This window comes from Pseudomonas sp. P1.8 (assembly GCF_001269805.1).
In the GTDB taxonomy this organism is placed as follows: Bacteria; Pseudomonadota; Gammaproteobacteria; order Pseudomonadales; family Pseudomonadaceae; genus Aquipseudomonas.
The window spans coordinates 236,359-256,408 of record NZ_LHVM01000006.1; the positions used below are offsets into that span (position 1 = coordinate 236,359).

Annotated in this window: 17 protein-coding genes and 2 pseudogenes; 12 read left to right on the forward strand and 7 right to left on the reverse strand. The window is 58.5% G+C overall.

Going from position 1 to position 20,050, the window contains the following annotated elements; all coding sequences use genetic code 11:
- Positions 1-205: 205 nt before the first annotated feature.
- The 4 genes from AD668_RS03545 to AD668_RS03560 all read left to right on the forward strand — a co-directional run bounded on the left by AD668_RS03545 (position 206) and on the right by AD668_RS03560 (position 6,562).
- Entirely contained in the window at positions 206-1,999 is a 1,794-nt protein-coding gene (locus tag AD668_RS03545; RefSeq protein ID WP_053154705.1) for a DUF1302 domain-containing protein, read from the forward strand.
- 23 nt (positions 2,000-2,022) lie between these two features.
- Entirely contained in the window at positions 2,023-3,393 is a 1,371-nt protein-coding gene (locus tag AD668_RS03550; protein ID WP_053154708.1) for a DUF1329 domain-containing protein, read from the forward strand.
- Between the two features lie 141 nt (positions 3,394-3,534).
- Positions 3,535-6,078 carry a LuxR C-terminal-related transcriptional regulator gene (locus AD668_RS03555; protein ID WP_053154711.1) on the forward strand — a complete coding sequence of 848 codons (2,544 nt, stop codon included), beginning with the start codon at positions 3,535-3,537 and terminating at the stop codon, positions 6,076-6,078.
- A gap of 160 nt (positions 6,079-6,238) precedes the next feature.
- Positions 6,239-6,562, forward strand: coding sequence for a hypothetical protein (locus tag AD668_RS03560; RefSeq protein ID WP_053154714.1), 324 nt, complete (start codon positions 6,239-6,241; stop codon positions 6,560-6,562).
- A 44-nt stretch (positions 6,563-6,606) separates the two neighbouring features.
- On the opposite strand, the gene AD668_RS03565 is transcribed toward AD668_RS03560, so the two are convergent.
- A complete protein-coding gene (locus tag AD668_RS03565; RefSeq protein WP_053154716.1) occupies positions 6,607-7,404 on the reverse strand; it encodes an IclR family transcriptional regulator in 798 nt (265 codons plus the stop codon).
- Positions 7,405-7,569: 165 nt separating this feature from the next.
- Between AD668_RS03565 and hmgA the strand changes: the two genes are divergently transcribed.
- Genes hmgA through maiA form a run of 3 tightly spaced genes read left to right on the forward strand, consistent with a single transcriptional unit; the run spans position 7,570 to position 10,820 of the window.
- On the forward strand, positions 7,570-8,865 hold the full coding sequence (gene hmgA, locus AD668_RS03570; RefSeq protein ID WP_053154719.1) for a homogentisate 1,2-dioxygenase: 1,296 nt from the start codon (positions 7,570-7,572) through the stop codon (positions 8,863-8,865).
- 3 nt (positions 8,866-8,868) lie between these two features.
- Entirely contained in the window at positions 8,869-10,173 is a 1,305-nt protein-coding gene (fahA, locus tag AD668_RS03575) for a fumarylacetoacetase (protein ID WP_053154724.1), read from the forward strand.
- A gap of 11 nt (positions 10,174-10,184) precedes the next feature.
- On the forward strand, positions 10,185-10,820 hold the full coding sequence (maiA, locus tag AD668_RS03580) for a maleylacetoacetate isomerase (RefSeq protein ID WP_053154727.1): 636 nt from the start codon (positions 10,185-10,187) through the stop codon (positions 10,818-10,820).
- Between the two features lie 81 nt (positions 10,821-10,901).
- Here maiA and AD668_RS03585 read toward each other — a convergent pair whose 3' ends face one another.
- The gene (locus AD668_RS03585) at positions 10,902-11,705 is read right to left on the reverse strand and encodes a SirB1 family protein (RefSeq protein ID WP_053154730.1); all 804 of its coding nucleotides are present in this window, start codon (positions 11,703-11,705) and stop codon (positions 10,902-10,904) included.
- 182 nt (positions 11,706-11,887) lie between these two features.
- Here AD668_RS03585 and AD668_RS03590 point away from each other — a divergent pair, with 182 nt between their 5' ends.
- The gene (locus tag AD668_RS03590; protein ID WP_053154733.1) at positions 11,888-12,907 is read left to right on the forward strand and encodes a Glu/Leu/Phe/Val dehydrogenase dimerization domain-containing protein; all 1,020 of its coding nucleotides are present in this window, start codon (positions 11,888-11,890) and stop codon (positions 12,905-12,907) included.
- Positions 12,908-13,124: 217 nt separating this feature from the next.
- Here the strand turns inward: AD668_RS03590 and AD668_RS03595 are convergent.
- Positions 13,125-13,364: pseudogene (locus tag AD668_RS03595) on the reverse strand (YebG family protein); the annotation flags it as partial.
- A gap of 280 nt (positions 13,365-13,644) precedes the next feature.
- Between AD668_RS03595 and AD668_RS03600 the strand changes: the two are divergent.
- Positions 13,645-14,145 (forward strand): phosphate-starvation-inducible protein PsiE, encoded by a 501-nt coding sequence (locus AD668_RS03600; RefSeq protein WP_053154740.1) that lies wholly within the window; start codon positions 13,645-13,647, stop codon positions 14,143-14,145.
- Here the strand turns inward: AD668_RS03600 and AD668_RS03605 are convergent.
- On the reverse strand, positions 14,142-14,459 hold the full coding sequence (locus AD668_RS03605; RefSeq protein WP_053154743.1) for a DUF3509 domain-containing protein: 318 nt from the start codon (positions 14,457-14,459) through the stop codon (positions 14,142-14,144). The genes AD668_RS03600 and AD668_RS03605 overlap by 4 nt on opposite strands.
- A gap of 298 nt (positions 14,460-14,757) precedes the next feature.
- Positions 14,758-16,134 (reverse strand): L-serine ammonia-lyase, encoded by a 1,377-nt coding sequence (locus AD668_RS03610; RefSeq protein WP_053154746.1) that lies wholly within the window; start codon positions 16,132-16,134, stop codon positions 14,758-14,760.
- Between the two features lie 136 nt (positions 16,135-16,270).
- On the opposite strand from AD668_RS03610, the gene AD668_RS03615 reads away from it, so the two are divergent.
- Together AD668_RS03615 and AD668_RS03620 are read left to right on the forward strand one after the other, a co-directional pair.
- On the forward strand, positions 16,271-17,218 hold the full coding sequence (locus AD668_RS03615) for a LysR substrate-binding domain-containing protein (RefSeq protein ID WP_053154749.1): 948 nt from the start codon (positions 16,271-16,273) through the stop codon (positions 17,216-17,218).
- A 214-nt stretch (positions 17,219-17,432) separates the two neighbouring features.
- Complete coding sequence (locus tag AD668_RS03620; RefSeq protein WP_053154753.1) at positions 17,433-17,837, forward strand: HPF/RaiA family ribosome-associated protein; 405 nt, start codon at positions 17,433-17,435, stop codon at positions 17,835-17,837.
- A 111-nt stretch (positions 17,838-17,948) separates the two neighbouring features.
- On the opposite strand, the pseudogene AD668_RS29385 reads toward AD668_RS03620, so the two are convergent.
- Positions 17,949-18,071, reverse strand: a pseudogene (locus AD668_RS29385) (hypothetical protein); the annotation flags it as partial.
- Positions 18,072-18,102: 31 nt separating this feature from the next.
- Positions 18,103-18,978 carry an AraC family transcriptional regulator gene (locus AD668_RS03625; RefSeq protein WP_053154755.1) on the reverse strand — a complete coding sequence of 292 codons (876 nt, stop codon included), beginning with the start codon at positions 18,976-18,978 and terminating at the stop codon, positions 18,103-18,105.
- A gap of 151 nt (positions 18,979-19,129) precedes the next feature.
- On the opposite strand from AD668_RS03625, the gene AD668_RS03630 reads away from it, so the two are divergent.
- A complete protein-coding gene (locus AD668_RS03630; RefSeq protein WP_053154759.1) occupies positions 19,130-20,032 on the forward strand; it encodes a DMT family transporter in 903 nt (300 codons plus the stop codon).
- Positions 20,033-20,050: the final 18 nt, after the last annotated feature.

The following is a 20,050-nucleotide window of genomic DNA, read 5'->3' on the forward strand; positions in this document are numbered from 1 at the left end:
CCTTGGTCACGAAGGAAAAATACTGATTCCGGACATGCACTGTTGCAGCCCCGGCAATAGTCAGGGTTTCTGTGTCTAACGCCTGGGTGATGCCGCTGTGCCAGTCATCCTTTAGAGCTACACCGCGAATACCTCCTTGGTGCGCTTATCGACCCCGTTGCCCGGCAGTAGGGTGAGGTCTTCTGTCACTCACCGGGGAAGACGCATGACAAAAACAACAATGCGCGCCATCTTCACGCCGCAAGCGCTGGCCGCAGCGGTGGCCTTGGGTTGCTGTGCTCAGGCACAGGCTGTTTCGTTCAACATCGGGGAAATCGAAGGCACGTTCGACTCTTCGCTGGCGGTCGGCGCGAGTTGGGGAATGCGCGATGCCGATGATGCCCTGGTGGGCACGGTCAATGGTGGTTCCGGCCAGGCGTCGACCGGTGACGACGGGCGACTCAACTTCAAGAAAGGCGAAACCTTCTCGAAGATCTTCAAGGGGATTCACGACCTTGAACTGAAGTACGGCGACACCGGTATGTTCGTGCGTGGCAAGTACTGGTACGACTTCGAGCTGAAGGACGAAGACCGCGAGTTCAAACCCATCAGCGATCACGGGCGCAAGGAGGGTGCCAAATCCTCCGGCGGGCAGATCCTCGACGCCTTCGTCTACCACAACTACTCCATCGTCGATCTGCCGGGCACTGCGCGTGTCGGCAAGCAAGTGGTCAGTTGGGGCGAAAGTACCTTCATCGGCAACTCGATCAACAGCATCAACCCGGTCGACGTGTCCGCTTTTCGTCGTCCCGGCGCCGAGATCAAGGAGGGCCTGATTCCGGTGAACATGCTGTTCGCCTCCCAGGGCCTGACAGACAAGTTGACCGTAGAAGGCTTCTATCAACTGGAGTGGGACCAGACCGTTGTCGATAACTGCGGCACCTTCTTCGGTGTCGATGTGGTGGCCGATGGCTGCACCAAGGGCTACACAGTCGCCAGTCCGGCCATTGCACCCTTGCAGCCGATTGCCGCGGCGTTTGGTCAGGGTTTTGAAGTTACCCGCGAAGGCGTAGTCGTGCCACGTGGCAGTGACCGGGATGCGCGGGATTCCGGGCAATGGGGCACGGCGTTGCGTTGGCTGGGAGACGACACAGAGTACGGCCTGTACTTCATGAACTACCACAGCCGCACGCCCAACGTCGGGACGACGACGGCCGGCCTCGGCACGCTGGCGAGCATTCCGGGGATTGTTGCCACCGCCAACCGTATCGCCCCCGGCAGCGGTTCGGGTCTGGCCCAAAGTGTGATGCTCGGTCGCGGTCAGTACTACCTCGAATACCCGGAGGATATTCGTCTCTATGGCGCGAGTTTCTCCACGACCCTGCCCACCGGCACCGCATGGACCGGCGAAATCAGCTATCGCCCCAACGCACCCGTTCAGGTCAACACCAACGACCTGACGCTGGCCATGCTCAATCCGATCGCGGGCGGCGCGGCATCACCCATTGCAACTTCGCCAGGCGCCGACAACAAAGGTTACCGCCGCAAGGAAGTGACGCAGATCCAGAGCACCCTGACGCACTTCATCGATCAAATCGCCGGCGCGGATCGCCTGACACTGGTAGGCGAGGCAGGGGTGGTGCGGGTCGGTGGCCTGGAGTCGCGCAGCAAGCTGCGCTATGGCCGCGACTCGGTGTACGGACAGTATGGATTCGGCGGGGACACCGACGGTTTCGTGACTTCGACGTCGTGGGGTTATCGCGCCCGGGCCATCCTTGACTACAACAACCTGATCGCCGGGATCAACATGCGCCCCAACCTGTCGTGGTCCCATGACGTCAACGGCTACGGTCCCAACGGACTGTTCAACGAGGGTGCCAAGGCCGTCAGCCTCGGCGTCGATGCGGATTACCGCAACACCTACACCGCGAGCCTCAGTTACACCGACTTTTTTGGTGGCGATTACAACGTCCTCGAAGATCGCGACTTCGTGGCGCTGAGCTTTGGCGTGAACTTCTGATCTGGCTGAAAAGGATGATTTCAATGCGCAAGATGATTCTGCAATTGGGCACCGTTCTGACCCTGAGCCTGCTCGCAGTCAATGTGATGGCCGCTGTCTCGGCGCAAGAAGCCAACAAGCTTGGCACCAGCCTCACCCCCTTGGGTGCCGAGAAAGCCGGTAATGCCGATGGCTCGATTCCGGCCTGGACCGGTGGTATCCCGAAAAACGCTGGCGCGGTAGACAGCAAAGGTTTTCTGGCCGACCCGTTCGCCAACGAGAAACCGTTGTTTACCATCACCGCGGCCACGGTCGACAAGTACAAGGACAAACTCTCTGACGGCCAGATAGCGATGTTCAAACGCTATCCCGAGACCTACAGGATTCCGGTCTATCCGAGCCATCGGACGGTGGCCCTGCCAAGCGAAATTTATGAGTCTGCCAAGCGCAGTGCGCTGAACGTAACACCGATCAACGACGGTAACGGCCTGGCCAACTTCACCGGCAATCGCTACTACGCCTTCCCGATTCCGAAGAACGGCGTGGAGGTGATCTGGAACCACGTTACCCGATATCACGGTGGCAATCTGCGCCGCACCATCACCCAGGCAACGCCGCAGTCCAATGGCGATTTCACCGTGATCCGCTTCAAGGATGAAGTTGCCGTGCCTTCGCTACTCGGCGATTTGAAGCCCGGCAGCGACGACAACGTCCTCAATTATTTCAAGCAGGAAGTCACCGCGCCTGCGCGTCTGGCGGGCAACGTGTTGCTGGTTCACGAGACCCTCGATCAGGTCCAGGAGCCGCGCAAAGCCTGGATCTACAACGCCGGACAGCGTCGGGTGCGACGTGCACCGCAGGTGGCCTATGACGGCGTCGGCACCTCGTCCGATGGCCTGCGTACCACCGATAACTTCGACATGTTCTCCGGCGCGCCGGATCGCTACGACTGGAAGCTGATCGGCAAGAAGGAAATGTACATCCCCTACAACAGCTACAAACTCGATTCGCCGAACCTCAAGTACACCGATGTGATCAAGGCCGGGCACATCAATCAGGACCTCACTCGCTACGAATTGCACCGGGTCTGGGAAGTCGTCGCCACGGTCAAGCCGAACGAGCGGCACGTCTATGCCAAGCGCCATATGTACATCGACGAAGACAGTTGGCAGGTGGCGCTGGCTGATCATTACGATGGTCGTGGCCAGCTCTGGCGTGTTGCCGAAGGGCATGCCCAGTTCTATTACGATCATCAAGTGCCGGCCTACACCGTCGAGGCGCTCTACGACCTGATTGCCGGTCGATACATTGCCCTGGGGATGAAGAACGAGGAGAAGCGCAGCTTCGAATTCAACATCGCTGCAAAGGCGGGGGACTACACGCCTGCGGCCCTGCGGAGTACGGGGGTGCGGTAGTCGTCCTACAGGCTCTTACACAAGAAGGTGACTTTTCGGTCACCTTTTTTATAGGGGCTGATCAGTGTGTTGAATACTTCTTCAACAAGCGCTCGGGAGAGGTCTAGGGTGGCGCCAGAATTATAAAAAAGGCGCATCACAATGACTGCCATGACGTACTGTCTGGACCGTCCTGGAATACTGCCCCGATTGTCGTCGCATCACCTGTCTCGCGAGCGTCTGGTCGAGCCACTTTTGGCCTCGACGGCGCGGGTGAAGCTGCTGTGCGCGCCGGCCGGTAGTGGCAAGAGCGCGCTGCTGACCGAATGTCTGTTGCGGGCACCGCAGTCCTGTCGAGTCAGTTGGCTGTCGTTGGCGGGGGAGTCGCTAAGCGCGAGCGATTTTCTATTGCGCCTGTCGCAAGCGCTGGGTCTGGATTGCGTCAATGAGTCGGGAATGCTCGCGCATCTGACGCGATTGCAGGCGCCGACCTGGCTTTTCCTCGATGATTACTGCCGCACGGCCAACCCGGAACTCGATCGAATGCTCGATCGCCTGTTGTCCCTTGGCAACCCTGCGCTGACCTGGTGGCTGGGATCTCGTCGACGACCTCCCTGCAACTGGCCGCGACTGCTGCTGGATGATGAGTTGTACGAGTGCGAAGGCCGGACGCTGGCTTTCACCGAGGTTGAGGTCGTGCAGTTGCTGGGTCATGTCGAGTCGACCCTGGCAGCACAAACCGCCAGAAGGGTTGTTGAGCGCAGTGGTGGCTGGTGCGCTGGCGTGCGGATCGCATTGCTTGAGGGTTGTCCCTGGTCGGGTGAGCAGAGCCGCTCGGCGACACTGCTCGATTATCTGCAACACGAGTTGTTCAACACCTTGCCGTCGGAATTGGTTGAGGTCTGGCAAGTGTTGGTTCATCTGCCACGGTTCAATGCCAGCTTGTGCGAGCATCTGTTCGGAGCGGGCGAAGGTGCTCAGTGGTTGCAAGCGTTGCAGGAAATGGGGTGCTTCATCGAACCTTGGGAAGACTCTGTCGAATGGTTGCGAGTCTTCGAGCCACTGGCCCGAACGATACGTGAAGAGCCGGCGTCGGCCGGGCGATCCTGGCATCGCCGCGCTTGCCAATGGTTCTGCGCCAATGAGGATTGGCAGGGGGCGTTCGAACAGGCATTGCTGGCACAGGAGCACGAGGTTGCGGTCAGTCTTTTGCAACACTTCAGCTTTGAGCATTTGTTCAAGCGTCAGAACGTCGGCTTGTTACTCAAACTGCACGAGTACCTCGGTGAACAATTGACTCTGGGTACACCGCAACGGGTGGGATTGATCACGGCAGCGTTGCTGTTTGCCGGGCGTTTTGAGCAGGCGGCTGCGTGCATTGCACAACTGTCACGTTTCACCCCGCAACCGACCGCGTCCTTGCAACGGCAATTATTGGCGCGCTGGCAGGCTCAGCAAGGTTGGTTGTTGCATTTGCAGGGGCGCATGCCAGCCGCGCGAACGCACTTTATTGAAGCCTTGGACGCACTGGCTGCCGATGCCTGGCCAGCGCGTTTGTTATGCCTGTCGGGGCTGACTCAGCAAGCGTTGCTCATTGCCGACCTCGACGCCGCACAGGTTTTCAATCGTGACGCGTTGTGCCTGGCTCGAGCGCAAGGTTCATTACTGTTTGAAGGTCTGCTGCAACTCGATCACGCGCAATTGCTGGAACAGCGCGGAGCACCGCGTCGAGCCGAAGATTTGTTGGCAGATATCGATTCGATGCTGAGGCGTCAGGCGGATCGACCGACACCCTTGCTGGGGCGAATCGCCCTACGGCGAGGGCGTTTGGCCCTGTGTCAGGGGCTCGACGAACGGGCCGCTGGTTTTTTTCAGGCCGGCCTCGAAGATTGCCTGCAAAGTCAGGACAAGCACGTATTGTACGGATTTCTCGGGCAGTCGCAGTTGGCGGCCAACCGGGGCGATTACGCCCATGCCTTCGATCGTTTGCGCGAAGCCGAGCGGTTGATGCAGCAACGGCAGATTCCCGATACGGTCTATCGCGGTGTACTGCTGCAAATCAGCAGTCATTTCTGGCTGCAGCAGGGGCGACCGGAGCTGGCACGTGAGGCGCTGACCCGTGTTTTGCGTCATTACCGCGGCCCTCACGCGCGCCAGGCGCCTCCGGCAACGCTGCAGTTGATTCCCCGAATCGAATACCAGTTGATATTGGCCGAAACTCACCTGCAAGTGACGCAAAGTTCCTTGGATCGGCTCAAGGCTTTACGTGAGCATGCGCAGCAACACGCCATGCTGGCGCTGGAAACCGAGCTGCAACTGGCCATTTGCGAGGTGGCGGACCTGACGGGCGAACCGAACGTGGCCAGTTCGGCGCTGGAAACCGGTCTGACCCTGGTCGAGCGTTGTCATGGACAACAGGCATTACGCGACTTGAATTTGCGGCAGCCGAACCTGCTCTGTCGTTTGCGAGGGGAAGAGTCGGTGAGTGCGATGGCAGTGGATGCCAACCTGCTGAGCGGGCGGGAACTGGAGGTGCTGGGCTTGATTGCTCAGGGTAACTCCAATCAGCAAATTGCCGAGCACTTGTTCATCTCATTGCATACGGTTAAAACTCACGCCCGGAGAATCCACAGCAAGTTGGGGGTTGAGCGTCGGACACAAGCTGTTGCGATGGCCAAAAAACTAGGTTTGGTACTACAAGGTTGAGTGGGTAAGTAACAGCTGTTCAAGAGGCGGTAATGAATTACAATATTTTGTCGGGTGCAGTAAAAAAATTTTTTAAGTTATTATGCCGGTGGCGCTGATAAACAGGCAAATAACATGCTCTGTGACAGGTCGCTATTAATTAATCTGGAGTTGTTGAATCATGGAAGATCTGAGCATAGAACGAGTGCGTGCCATGTTGCATGCAAGGATTGGCGGGCGCGGAATTGATGTCGATAAAGTTTATATCAATGGCGTCCTCTCTTTGGATGATATGTTGGTTTCATATTCTGAAACACTGGTGTCGGCGCTATATTTAAAGTTACAGGAGGGTGAAGTCCCTTATTTCGAAGGCGAACACCTTGGGATTTTTTCCGAGGGCTACACATTTGATTCGAAGTATCGCTTCAAAGGATTGGACTTCGACGAAGTCAATGGATTGGCCTCAAGCATTGCCCGAGTGTTTCTCGGCGAATCCGTAGCCTGATGAAAACGACAGTGCCCACTCGTCAGTAGGCACTGTCTCTCCGTTTAGGCTGTATGTGTTGCGGGTTCAAATCCCATGCGCCAGCTCACCGCGCGGGTGGCGGATAACAAACGCTGCGCCGCCGGTCCGTTCTCATCGGCATGAAACAGCGAGGTCGGTCCTACCACGGTCAGCACGGCCGCGATCTTGCCCATTGCGTTGAACACCGGTGCCGACAGGGCATCCACGCCAGGCATCAATAATCCATGCACGTGATGCAGACCTCGTTGACGGATCTGCTCGCACATTGCCGTATACGCCTGATCGTCCGCCAGCGCGTGCAGGGTGCTGTTGCGCAATTCCTGATCGCGAAGGTCCACGGTTTCAAGCGCAGGCAGATAAGCGCCGAAGACCAACCCCGTGGAGGAACTGAGCAATGGCAGCACCGACCCCAATTGCGTCACTACCGTCACCGCACGCACTGCCGGTTCGATATGCACAACGGTTGCGCCCTGGTTGCCCCACACTGCCACAAAACATGTTTCGTTCAATTCATCGCGCAACTCAGCCAATGGCAGGGCGGCGACTTTCAGCACGTCCATACTGTTGAGGGCCGCGAGTCCGACACGCAAGGCTTCACGGCCCAGACCGTAATGGTTGGTGGCGGCGTTCTGTTCGGCAAAACCGCTGGCAATCAATGCCTGCAAATACCGATGAACCTTGCTTGCCGGCATCTGTACGTGTTCGGCCAGGCGTGACAGCGAGGTGGAGGGCGACAACTCGGCGAGCGCCTTGAGGATGTCGGTGCCGACTTCGGCCGAGCGGACTTTCTGTTTGCCGTTGCTGTCGCTGGTCTTTTCCATGGTGGTGCCGGGATCTCGGGACGAATGGGCGTCTTTATAGCTTGACGGTCAATAGCAATCAAATTACGTTAAGCGTAATTCAATTACGATAAAAATAACCCCGGCGTGCCACAACCTCTCATACAGAGTGATGGGCCATTGCCGACTCCCTGTTCAGGAGGCTCCATGAACTCCGATTCAACCCTGGCCTATCAATCAGGCTTCGGCAACGAATTCAGCAGCGAAGCATTGCCCGGCGCACTGCCCGTCGGCCAGAACTCTCCGCAAAAAGCCCCGTACGGCCTCTTTACTGAACTGTTTTCCGGTACCGCATTCACCATGGCGCGCAGCGAAGCGCGACGGACGTGGATGTACCGCATCCAGCCATCCGCCAATCATCCGGCATTCGTCAAGCTTGACCGGCAGCTGGCCGGAGGCGCGTTGGGTGAAGTGACACCCAATCGCCTGCGCTGGAACCCGCTGGACATTCCTGACGAACCGACCGATTTCATCGACGGCCTGGTGAGCATGGCGGCGAACTCGGGCGCGGATAAGCCGTCCGGAATCAGCATTTACAACTATCGCGCCAACCGCTCTATGGAGCGTGTGTTCTTCAATGCCGACGGTGAATTATTGCTGGTGCCGGAACTGGGACGCCTGCGTATTGCCACTGAGCTCGGCGTGCTGGACCTGGAGCCGCTGGAAATCGCCGTCCTGCCGCGGGGGTTGAAGTTCCGCATCGAATTGCTCGAGCCGCAAGCCCGAGGCTACGTTGCCGAGAACCATGGCGCGCCCCTGCGCCTGCCGGATCTGGGGCCGATCGGCAGTAACGGCCTGGCCAATCCGCGGGATTTTCTGACCCCGGTGGCGGCTTATGAGAACCTGCAACAACCCACGACACTGGTGCAGAAGTTCCTCGGACAGTTGTGGGGTTGCGAGCTCAATCACTCGCCGCTGAATGTGGTGGCCTGGCACGGCAATAACGTGCCGTACAAATATGACCTGCGCCGCTTCAACACGATTGGCACCGTCAGCTTCGATCACCCGGATCCTTCCATTTTCACCGTATTGACGTCGCCGACCAGTGTCCATGGCCTGGCCAATCTCGACTTCGTGATCTTCCCGCCACGCTGGATGGTCGCCGAGAAAACCTTCCGTCCACCTTGGTTCCACCGCAACCTGATGAACGAATTCATGGGCCTGATCAAGGGCGAATACGACGCCAAGGCTGAAGGCTTCGTGCCTGGTGGCGCGTCGTTGCACAGCTGCATGAGCGCCCACGGCCCGGATGGCGAAACCTGCACCAAAGCGATCAACGCTGATCTCAAACCGGCGAAAATCGACAACACCATGGCCTTCATGTTCGAGACCAGCCAGGTGCTGCGTCCTAGTCGTTTCGCCCTGGATTGCCCGCAATTGCAAACTTCTTACGACGCCTGCTGGGCCACATTGCCCGCCACTTTCGACCCGACCCGGAGATAACCCATGACGCAGACTTCCATCACACGCAGCTGGGTTGCTTGCGCTAACGACCATGCTGATTTCCCGCTGCAGAACCTGCCACTGGGCGTGTTCAGCATTCACGGTTCGGCACCGCGCAGCGGTGTGGCCATTGGCGAGCATATCTTTGATCTGCAAGCGGCGCTGGACGCCGGATTGTTCGACGGCGCCGCCAAAGTAGCGGTCGAAGCCACCCGTGGCGGTCAGTTGAACGCTTTCTTTGAACTGGGTCGTGAGGCGCGTGTTGCCCTGCGTGAACGCCTGCTGGAATTGTTCGCCGAGGGCAGCACCCTACACGGCAAGATCGAAGCCCAGGGTGCAAAACTGTTGCCCCTGGCGGCGGATTGCGAGATGCATCTGCCAGCAAAAATCAACGACTACACCGACTTTTACGTCGGTATCGAGCATGCGCAAAACGTCGGCAAGTTGTTCCGCCCGGACAATCCGTTGCTGCCGAACTACAAGTACGTGCCGATCGGTTATCACGGCCGCGCCTCGACCATTCGCCCGTCCGGTACCGACGTGCGCCGCCCGAAAGGCCAGACCTTGCCAGCCGGCCAGACCGAACCGGCCTTTGGCCCGTGTGCGCGCCTTGATTACGAACTGGAACTGGGCATCTGGATCGGTCAGGGCAACGAAATGGGGGACTCCATCGCCATCGGTGACGCTGCCGATCACATTGCCGGATTCTGCCTGCTCAACGACTGGTCCGCGCGGGATATCCAGGCTTGGGAATACCAACCGCTGGGCCCATTCCTGTCGAAGAGTTTCATCACCAGCATCTCGCCGTGGGTGGTGACGGCCGAAGCGCTGGAACCGTTCCGTCGTGCCCAGCCGGCACGCCCGGAAGGTGACCCGCAGCCGCTGCCATATTTGACCGACAAGCACGATCAAGCGGCGGGCGCCTTCGACATCGAACTGGAAGTGCTACTGCTCACCGAAACCATGCGTGAGCAAAATCTGCCGGCCCATCGCCTGACGTTGAGCAACACCCGGCACATGTACTGGACCGTGGCACAAATGGTCGCGCACCACAGTGTCAACGGTTGCCAGTTGCAGGCCGGTGACCTGTTCGGTTCGGGCACCTTGTCGGGGCCGGAAAACGGTCAGTTCGGCAGCCTGCTGGAAATCACCGAAGGCGGTAAAAAGCCGATCGAACTGGCCTCCGGTGAAGTACGTAAATTTCTTGAGGACGGCGACGAAATCATCCTGCGCGGCCGCTGCCGTCGCGAGGGTTTTGTCTCGATCGGTTTCGGCGAGTGCCGTGGCAAAGTGCTGCCGGCACGCTAAGGGGCGCGGGCATGGAACTCTATACCTATTACCGTTCGACTTCGTCCTACCGGGTGCGCATTGTGTTGGCTCTCAAGGGGTTGGATTACCGGGCGCTGGCCATCAATCTGATCGCACCGCAAGGTGGCGAGCATCGGCAACGGCCGTATCTGGACGTCAATCCGCAAGGTCGTGTACCGGCCTTGCGCACCGACGAAGGCCAATTGCTGATTCAGTCACCGGCGATTATCGAGTACCTTGAGGAACGTTATCCACAGGCGCCGTTGCTGGCCAAAGACCTCGCCACTCGCGCCCATGAGCGTGGTGTGGCGGCGGTGATCGGTTGCGATGTGCATCCACTGCACAACGTCAGCGTGCTCAATCAGCTGCGGCAGTTGGGGCAAGAAGAACCGCAGGTAGTCGAGTGGATCGGGCACTGGATCAGCCAGGGGTTGGCGACAGTGGAAAAGTTGATTGCTGATGAAGGTTATTGCTTCGGCGCTGAGCCGGGTCTGGCGGATGTCTACCTGATTCCGCAGTTGTACGCGGCCGAGCGGTTCAACGTTTCCCTTGAGGCTTATCCGCGAATCCGGCGAGTAGCAGCATTGGCGGTCACGCACCCGGCGTTTATCAAGGCGCATCCTGCGAATCAGCCAGATAGCCCTTGATCCTGGATCAAAAGATCGCAGCCTGCGGCAGCTCCTACAACCATTCTCGTAGGAGCTGCCGCAGGCTGCGATCTTATGCTTTTAGTGGACGATGGCATTGGGCGGCAGATGCTCCAGCCGTTCCGTCAGGCGAATTCGCTGGATCGGGTCGTCGCTGAGCAGCAATGCGTGCTCCAGGTCGAAACGTTCGGCGTTCGGGCAATCCAGACGTTGGTACAGACTGGCGCGGGCCAGGTAATCCGATGCGTTGGCGTTACCCAGTTCGAGTACACGCTCGGCGTCAATCAAGGCACCGATGAAATCGTCATGAGAAAGGTGCAACTGACGCAGGTTGCGAGACAGTCGTTGCAGCATTTGCACAGGCTCGGCAGTGGCCAGGTGTTCGGCACTGAGTTTCATGTTCGGACCGTACTGGCGGTATAGCAACTCCCGGCAATCGTTTGGATAGAGGCGCCGGCCACCGCAAGGGTCGAGCAAATGATCGGCACCCGGTACACGCAACAGAAAGTGCCCGGGGAAGTTGACCCCGACCATGGGAATCTCCAGGCCTCTGGCCAGCTCCAGTGCAATCAGGCTCAGGGCCAGCGGTTGTCCACGTCGACGTTCCAGTACTTTGTCGAGCAGTGCAACTTGCGGGCGCAAGGGTGTGGAATCGTCCTGGGCGAAACCCAGGTCATTCAAGCGACGCAATAGCGGCTGCGCCAGTTCACTCACCGGCAACATCGGCAAGCCGCCGCTGACGCGCTGTAGCAATTGCTTGAAGTCCGTCAAAATGGATGCAGGTTTCACCTCGCTGTCATGCTCGGCCGCAATCCACAGGGCGGCCTCGAACAGCGCGGGCGGTGAGCGTTGCAAACAGGCAAAAAACGATTGGCGCGGGGTCATCAAAATCTCCGGGCAATGCCTCGTTTTAGCCTCGTCTGCGGCATTCGTCCAGTGCTGTGAAGGGTAGATTCGGGTTATTTCCGAATGCCCGTTTTGCCGTAACGCTTATTCCGGTGCGCTTCTGCAAATTTTGAGCGCAAGCCTATACTGGCGACTACAAGATGTGATTCGGGAGCCTTACGATGTTCGCTCTCATGCAAAGCACTCGCCTTGAATCGCTGCACCTGAGCGTCGATCCGGTGACCGGGTTGAAGGCGGTCATTGCCATTCATAACAGCCGACTCGGGCCTGCCCTGGGTGGCTGTCGTTACCTTGCCTATCCCAGCGACGAGTCTGCGGTCGAAGACGCCGTGCGGCTGGCGCAGGGTATGAGTTACAAAGCTGCGTTGGCGGGTCTGGCCCAAGGCGGCGGCGTCGCCGTGATCATACGTCCAGTCCATGTGGAAAGTCGTGCCGCGCTATTTGAAGCATTCGGGCGTTGTATCAATCAACTCGACGGTCGCTACATCACTGCCATCGACAGTGGCACGTCGGTTGCGGACATGGATTGCATCGCCCAACAGACCCGGCACGTCACCAGTACCACCTCGGCGGGAGACCCAGCGCCTCACGCGGCAATGGGGGTCTTTGCCGGTATTCGCAGCACGGCGATGGCTCGATTGGGTAGCGACAATCTGGAAGGTCTGCGCGTGGCGATTCAGGGATTGGGCAATGTCGGTTACGCACTCGCCGAACAGCTGCATGCCGCCGGTGCCGAACTGCTGGTCAGTGACATCGATCATGGCAAGGTTCAATTGGCCATGGAACAGCTCGGCGCGCACCCGATTGCCAACGACGCGTTGCTCAGCACGCCCTGCGACATCCTCGCGCCGTGCGGCCTGGGCGGGGTGCTCAACAGCAACAGCGTGTCGCAATTGCGCTGCTCGGCGGTGGCGGGTTCGGCGAACAATCAACTGACCCATCTGGAAGTCGCCGACCAACTGGAGCGACGCGGCATCCTGTATGCACCGGACTATGTGATCAATTCCGGCGGATTGATCTATGTGTCACTCAAACATCGTGGCGAAGAATTGCCGACCATTACGGCACATCTGTCGAAAATCAGCTCACGTCTGACCGAAGTGTTCGCCCATGCCCAGGCGGAAAAACGATCACCAGCCAGAGTGGCGGATGAGTTGGCGGAGAAGGTGTTGTATCGATAGGGTGATCAACGGATCGCACCTTCGGGGGTTCCTGCTGAAGGCTGCGATATGTTGATTGCGAAAATGAAAAAGGCCCTGAGCCATACAACTCAGGGCCTATTCAATTCGGATGTTACTTCGCGGCTTTCGGCGCCTTGGCGGGTTTGGCCGCTGGGGCTTCGGCTTCGGCCGATTCAACAGGCTCAACCACTGGGGCAACTTCAACCGGTGCCGTCAGCAATTCGGACAACGCGTCCGGTTGGCTCTTGAACGCCTTGGCGAATATATCGCGGTTCTTCGCCATGTAGATCCCGGCTTCTTCCACCTGCTGCTCGGTCAGGGACGGAACGGCTTTGTGCAACACTTCAGCCAGCAATTCAGCCAGTTCGAGCATTTTGTCATGACGGTCAGCTTCGGCTTTATCCATGAACAAGCGCTCCAGATCTCGGCTGCTGCGGTATACCACTTCGACGGCCATTTACCACCTCACATGCCTTCACGTTGTTTGTCTGATTCGACTACTGTATTTATATACAGCTAAAGGATAAGCGAAACACTGCGCTTTGGGTAGTGGCTTTTTAATGTAGTTCGGATTCAGAATTTGTCAGTTGGGCCAGCTGTTGCTCAGATCAGGTGCGACCAAACGCCACGGCGCGCATTTGCGAGCGGCTAGCCATCATGGACTGGCCTTTTTTCTGCATACAGAAAAACCGTCACCCCCGCATCATCCGGTCGAGCCGACCTAAGGAAGCATCATCGTGAAAATCAACTGGGCCGAAAGGCTGCGCCAGAACGTGCATGAACTGGCCGAGTCCCTGGGCAACCTGTTCGTCGAAACCTTTCACTACCTGGCGTTGTTCGCTATTGGAGCAGTCACCGCATGGGCGGCGGTGATGGAGTTCCTCGGGATGCTGGAGCAGGGGCACATCAAGATCGATGACATCTTGCTGCTGTTCATCTATCTGGAACTGGGGGCGATGGTCGGGATTTACTTCAAGACCAACCACATGCCCGTGCGCTTCCTGATCTATGTGGCGATCACCGCGCTGACGCGATTGCTGATTTCCAATGTCTCGCATCACAACCCACCGGACGTTGGCATCATCTACCTGTGCGGCGGGATTTTGCTCCTGGCGTTTTCGATACTGGTGGTGCGTTACGCGTCGTCGCAATTTCCGTCGGTGAAAATTGAAAACCCGCACCGCAAGATTGGCGCGGGTTCCAGTGAGCATCCCGAAGTGGAAAAAGGCGAGCTTTAAAGATTAAGGGTCGGGCGAGGCCGGTCTTTGACCTGATGCGGCGGCAAGGTGCGAGTGTCGCCGCCGGTCATGGCATCAAGAATGCTCATGGCGCTGTGGCCCTGTTCAATGGCGATTCCGAACTGAATGCTTTGCACCAGGCGTTTGAGACGTTGAGGGTCATTGCGTTGTTCGGCGCTGATCAGCCGTTTGGCTACTATGCGACCGCTGTTGGAAAGGGTCAGCATGATGCTGCCGTCCAGACCCTGAATGCTCAGGTTGATCTGGTAATCCGGTGCAAAGGCATCGGTAATGAGCTGAAAAGGGTTGTCCATGATGCGTCACCGCCTGATTGAACGTGCAGTTGTTGACCGGCCGTGATCCAGTTGGTTCGCAACGCCAGACCACCGGCCATATCGCCATCATTGTTCCAACAGGGCTGTAGCAAGAGACATGCCCAAGGCAGGGGGCACCCCTTTAGAAGCGAGCTTGCTCGCGATGGTCGTCAACGATAACGCTGTCAGCCAGGCACTGCGCCGCGACCTCTGGTTCATCGCGAGCAAGCTCGCTCCTACAGGTCGTCTCCGGCCTGCCCGTTTCAGGGCAATAAACGCGGGTGTGCAACCAAATCGGTCAGCATTCCACCCAGTTCACCGCCAGCCCGCCTCGCGAAGTTTCCTTGTACTTGTCGTGCATGTCGGCGCCGGTGTCGCGCATGGTGCGGATGACCCGGTCCAGGGAAATGAAGTGTTTGCCGTCGCCGCGCAGGGCCATTTGCGTGGCGTTGATCGCTTTGACCGCAGCTATCGCATTGCGCTCGATGCACGGCACCTGAACGAGTCCGCCAACCGGATCGCAGGTCAGGCCGAGATTGTGTTCCAGTCCAATTTCGGCGGCATTTTCAAGTTGCTCCGGCGTAGCGCCGAGCACCTCCGCGAGACCGGCGGCAGCCATGGCGCAAGCAGAACCGACTTCGCCTTGGCAGCCGACTTCGGCACCGGAGATTGACGCATTTTTCTTGCAGAGAATGCCGACGGCTGCCGCACCTAAAAAGAAGGCAACGACGTCATCGTCCGAGGCATCTGGATTGAACTTCATGTAGTAGTGCAGCACCGCGGGAATGATCCCCGCCGCACCGTTGGTCGGTGCCGTGACCATGCGACCACCAGCGGCGTTTTCTTCGTTCACGGCAAGGGCGAACAGGTTGACCCATTCCATCGCTGACAGGGTGGAGGTGATGACATTCGGCTTGCCGATTTCCAACAGGCTACGGTGCAATTTCGCTGCTCGACGGGGGACATTCAGACCGCCAGGCAGGATGCCCTCATGACGCAACCCTTGCTCGACGCACTCGCGCATCACCGACCAGATGTGCAGCAGCCCCTTGCGGATTTCTGCATCACTGCGCCATGCCCGTTCGTTGGCCATCATCAATTCGCCCACTCGCAGTCCGTGCTGATTGCAGAGTTTGAGCAATTCGGCGGCACTGGAGAAATCGTAAGGCAGCACCACGTCACTCGACGGTGCGATACCGGATTGGGCTTCTGCGGCTTCGATAATGAATCCACCACCTACCGAGTAATACGTTTGCTCGAACAGCTCGCCGGTTTCGCCGAAGGCTGTCAGGGACATCGCGTTGGGGTGGTAGGGCAGGCTCTCGTCGAGCAGCAGCAGATCGCGTTGCCAGTTAAAGGCAACGATGGCTTTGCCGGCCAGAAGCAGTTCGCCGGTTTCGCGCAGGATGTGAATACGTGGATCAATGGTGGCGGGGTCAATGCTGTCCGGCCATTCGCCCATCAGGCCCATGACGCAAGCGCGGTCGGTGGCATGGCCGACGCCGGTTGCCGATAAAGAGCCGTACAATCGGATTTCCACTCGGCGCACTTCGGCTACAAAACCCTGATCGACTAAAGCTTGCGCGAAGGTTGCAGCCGCACGCATCGGACCGACGGTATGCGAACTGGAGGGGCCGATGCCGACTTTGAAGAGATCGAAAACACTGATAGCCATGCTAAAGCCTATACAAAGCAATGGAGGGAAAATCGCTGCCATTTTTGTAGGACAAGCGCAATGTAGGCGATACTGCCTGTCGCGGTCCTACGTGACCAACGAAAACTCCTAAGACATCCTTTAGCAGGACTAAACGATGAGTCGTCAGTTACACGCCCAGACCTATGTCTGGCTGAACGTGTTTGCCTGTGCCGCGCGGCACTTGTCGTTCACCCGCTGCGCCGAAGAACTGCACATCACACCGGGGGCGGTCAGCCAGCAGATTCGCCAACTTGAAGAGCGTCTGGGGTTCCGTCTGTTTCACCGACGCGCCCGGGGTGTGGAGTTGAGTGCTGAAGGCCAGCGACTGGCCATTACGGTCAACGAGGCTTATGGCAGCATCGACGCCGAGTTACGGCGACTGGACGCGGGCATGATCAGCGGAATTCTGCGGGTGCGTTCGATCCCGTCCTTTCTGAGCAAATGGCTGACGCCGCGTCTGCCGCGTCTGCAGCAGCAGTTCCCGGATATTCAATTGCGCCTGGTGGCCGAGGACAGCAGCGTGCCGCTGCATGAAGGGGACTTCGATCTGGCCATCGACCTCAACGACGGCAGTTACCCCGGGCTGTTATCCACAGCCTTGCTCGATGAGCAGATTTTTCCGGTTTGTGCGCCGAGCCTGCTGCGCGGGCGTCCACCCTTACATGGGCCGGCGGACCTGATTCATTTCCCGTTGTTGCACGACATCACCGCCTGGCGTGGCAGCTACGAATATGCGGAATGGGAGTTCTATCTCAATGCCATCGGGTTCGAAGGAGCCGATGTGCGCCGTGGCCATACCTTCAATCGCAATCACCTGACGATCGAAGCGGCGATTGCCGGGATGGGAGTGGCGATTGCTCGCCGAACCCTGCTTAACGACGAGCTGGAACGCGGGGCGTTGATCGTGCCATTCGGCCTCGCGGTGCCCAATCACAAGCGCTACATGCTGCTGTATGCGCCGGGTGCGCTGAGCCATCCAGGCGTGCGTGCAGTGCATGACTGGCTGGTGGAAGAGGCGGGGATTTTCCGAAGCCTGCACCCACTGGGGGAGCGGCAAATGTGAGCAATTATTACGTAAGAGCAGAGCGACCCAACTCCCGACCTTAACAGCGCTTTTGCCGATTGTCCGGCTTTTTTTGCGAATAGATATTTATCTTTTTTCAGGGGTTGAATTGTTCAGCGTACAGACCGATTGTGTAAGTAAGAGGTCACGGTGATGACGCCCAAGGGCTTAGCTGACCGGCCTCTCGCGAGCTAGCTGAAATAAGGGATGAACTATGCAAATCCAAGTCAATAGTGATAACCATATTCAAGGCAGTAAACGACTGGAGGAGTGGGTACGTACTACCATTGAGAGCACGCTCGAACGCTACGAAGAGGACCTGACACGCGTCGAGGTCCACCTGCGAGACGAGAACGGCGAGAAGCCCGGTCCCCACGATATACGCTGCCAACTGGAGGCGCGGCCAAAAGGCCATCAACCGATTTCCGTCACCCATAAAGCCGACAATCTGGAACTGGCGATAGACGGGGCTGCCGAGAAACTGGAGCATGCGTTGGAACACCTGTTCGGCAAATTGCGCGGCAAGCCACGCGCCACCGTAGTACCGTTCGAACGCCACGCGGATGGGCTGCTGGAAGAAGAATTTCTTGAGAACGAACAGGCAGCACTTAACGGCTGACACCTGATTCAAATTTATCTTCCCAACGACAACGGGCCTGCATTGCAGGCCCGTTTTGTTTTCAGCGATTATTGATTGCGATCAAAACGCCACCGACGTCTGCACAACCGAGTCGCCTTGGTACTTCTGGTTCGTCAGCGTGTTGGTTTGCTGCGAGTCGATGATCTCGTAACGAACGCCCGGCGTGATGGTCCATTTGCCGATATCGATCCGGTCATCGAAAAAAAACGCGCTCCAGAGTCGCGAGCGACGCCGACATTGAGCTCTAGCGCAGGAACGCCTGCCGATACTCACCGGGCGTTCCACCCAGCGCCTGGCGGAATCGGTTGGTGAAATGACTGGCACTGGAGAATCCACAGGCCAGGGCAATTTCACCCAGCGGCTGCGAAGTCGAACGCAACAGCTCCCGCGCCCGGTTGAGGCGCCGCGCCAGTACATACTGATGGGGCGGTAGGCCGAAGCTCTCACGGAACATCCGCGCAAAGTGGTACTCCGACAATGCACACAGCGCCGCCAATTGCCCCAGGCTGATGGCGTCGGCCAGGTGACTGTCGATAAATTCCACCAGGTGCCGCCGCTGATGCGCGGCAAGCCCGCCCTTGAGGCGTAAACCCTGGCGTACATTGACCTGGCTGAGTAGCGCATGGCTGAGCATTTCGTGAGCCAGGCTGCTGGTGAGCAAGCGCTCGCCCGGCTCCTCCCAGTTCAGGGTAATCAACTGTCGAAAACGCCGCGCCTGCTGTGGATCTTCTAGAAAAGTCTGCTCGCGCAGCTGCAATTCCCGGGGCTCGCGATCGAGCAGGGTGACGCAACCCAGGGCGAATTGTTCGGGGCTGAAATACAGGTGCGCCAATCGAATATCGCCGTTGATCACCCATCCCGACTGGTGATCGGCCGGCAGGATGCACAGCTTGTCCGGGCCGCCCATGTTGCCGGGCTGGTCGCGGCGAAAGGTCCCGGTGCCACCGGCGAGGTAGCAGGACAACGTGTGGTGGCTCGGCGCTTCGTAATCCTGTGCGTCGTGGTGGTTGCTCCACAAGGCTGCGGACAAGCCATCACCGAGCTCGGCGCTGTGCTCCAGGCGAGCATTGGGCGAGCGGTTGAGGGCTTGAAAAACTTGTAGGGTATCCAGTGCAGCCATGATCGTTGCTCTCTAACACCTGCATCCAACGCCTTGCATCCTACTCCGTAGCCGTTCGCCTGCCAGCCCGACGCCGGACAAAAGCGCAAGTTTATGCAAGTGCATGAAGGCGAGGCGCAGGACACTGGGCGCCTATCGAGGAGCCTTTGTCATGAACCTGTCTTTGTATTTGTTGACCGTGCTGATCTGGGGCACCACCTGGATTGCCCTGAAATGGCAACTGGGCGTGGTGGCGATTCCCGCGTCGATCGTCTACCGCTTCGGTCTCGCTGCGCTGGTGTTGTTCGTGATCCTGCTGTTGAGCCGACGCCTGCAAGTGATGAACCGACGCGGGCATCTGATTTGCCTGGCGCAGGGACTGTGCCTGTTCTGCATCAACTTCATGTGCTTTCTCACCGCCAGCCAGTGGATCCCCAGCGGTCTGGTCGCTGTGGTGTTTTCCACCGCCACCTTGTGGAACGCCCTGAATGCACGGGTGTTTTTCGGCCAGAACATTGCCCGCAATGTGTTGATGGGCGGTGCATTGGGCCTGTTCGGACTTGGTTTACTGTTCTGGCCTGAGTTGGTCGGGCATACGGCCAGCCCGCAAACCTTGCTCGGTCTGGGCCTGGCACTGTGCGGAACCTTGTGTTTCTCGGCGGGCAACATGCTGTCGAGCCTGCAACAGAAGGCCGGCCTCAAACCGCTGACCACCAACGCCTGGGGCATGGCTTATGGCGCGGCAATGCTTTCGGTGTGGTGCCTGGTCAAAGGCATACCGTTCGACATGGAATGGAATGCCCGCTACATCGGCTCGTTGCTGTATCTGGTGATACCGGGGTCGGTGATCGGTTTCACCGCGTACCTGACGCTGGTCGGGCGCATGGGGCCGGAACGTGCTGCGTACTGCACCGTGCTGTTCCCGGTGGTGGCGCTCAACGTATCGGCGTTCGCCGAGGGTTATCAGTGGACTGCGCCCGCATTGGTGGGGCTTGTGTTGGTGATGGCGGGTAACGTGCTGGTGTTTCGAAAACCCAAACCACCGGTTGTACAGGGTAAGGGCCAGTTGGCTTGAGTTGACGGGCAGGCGTTT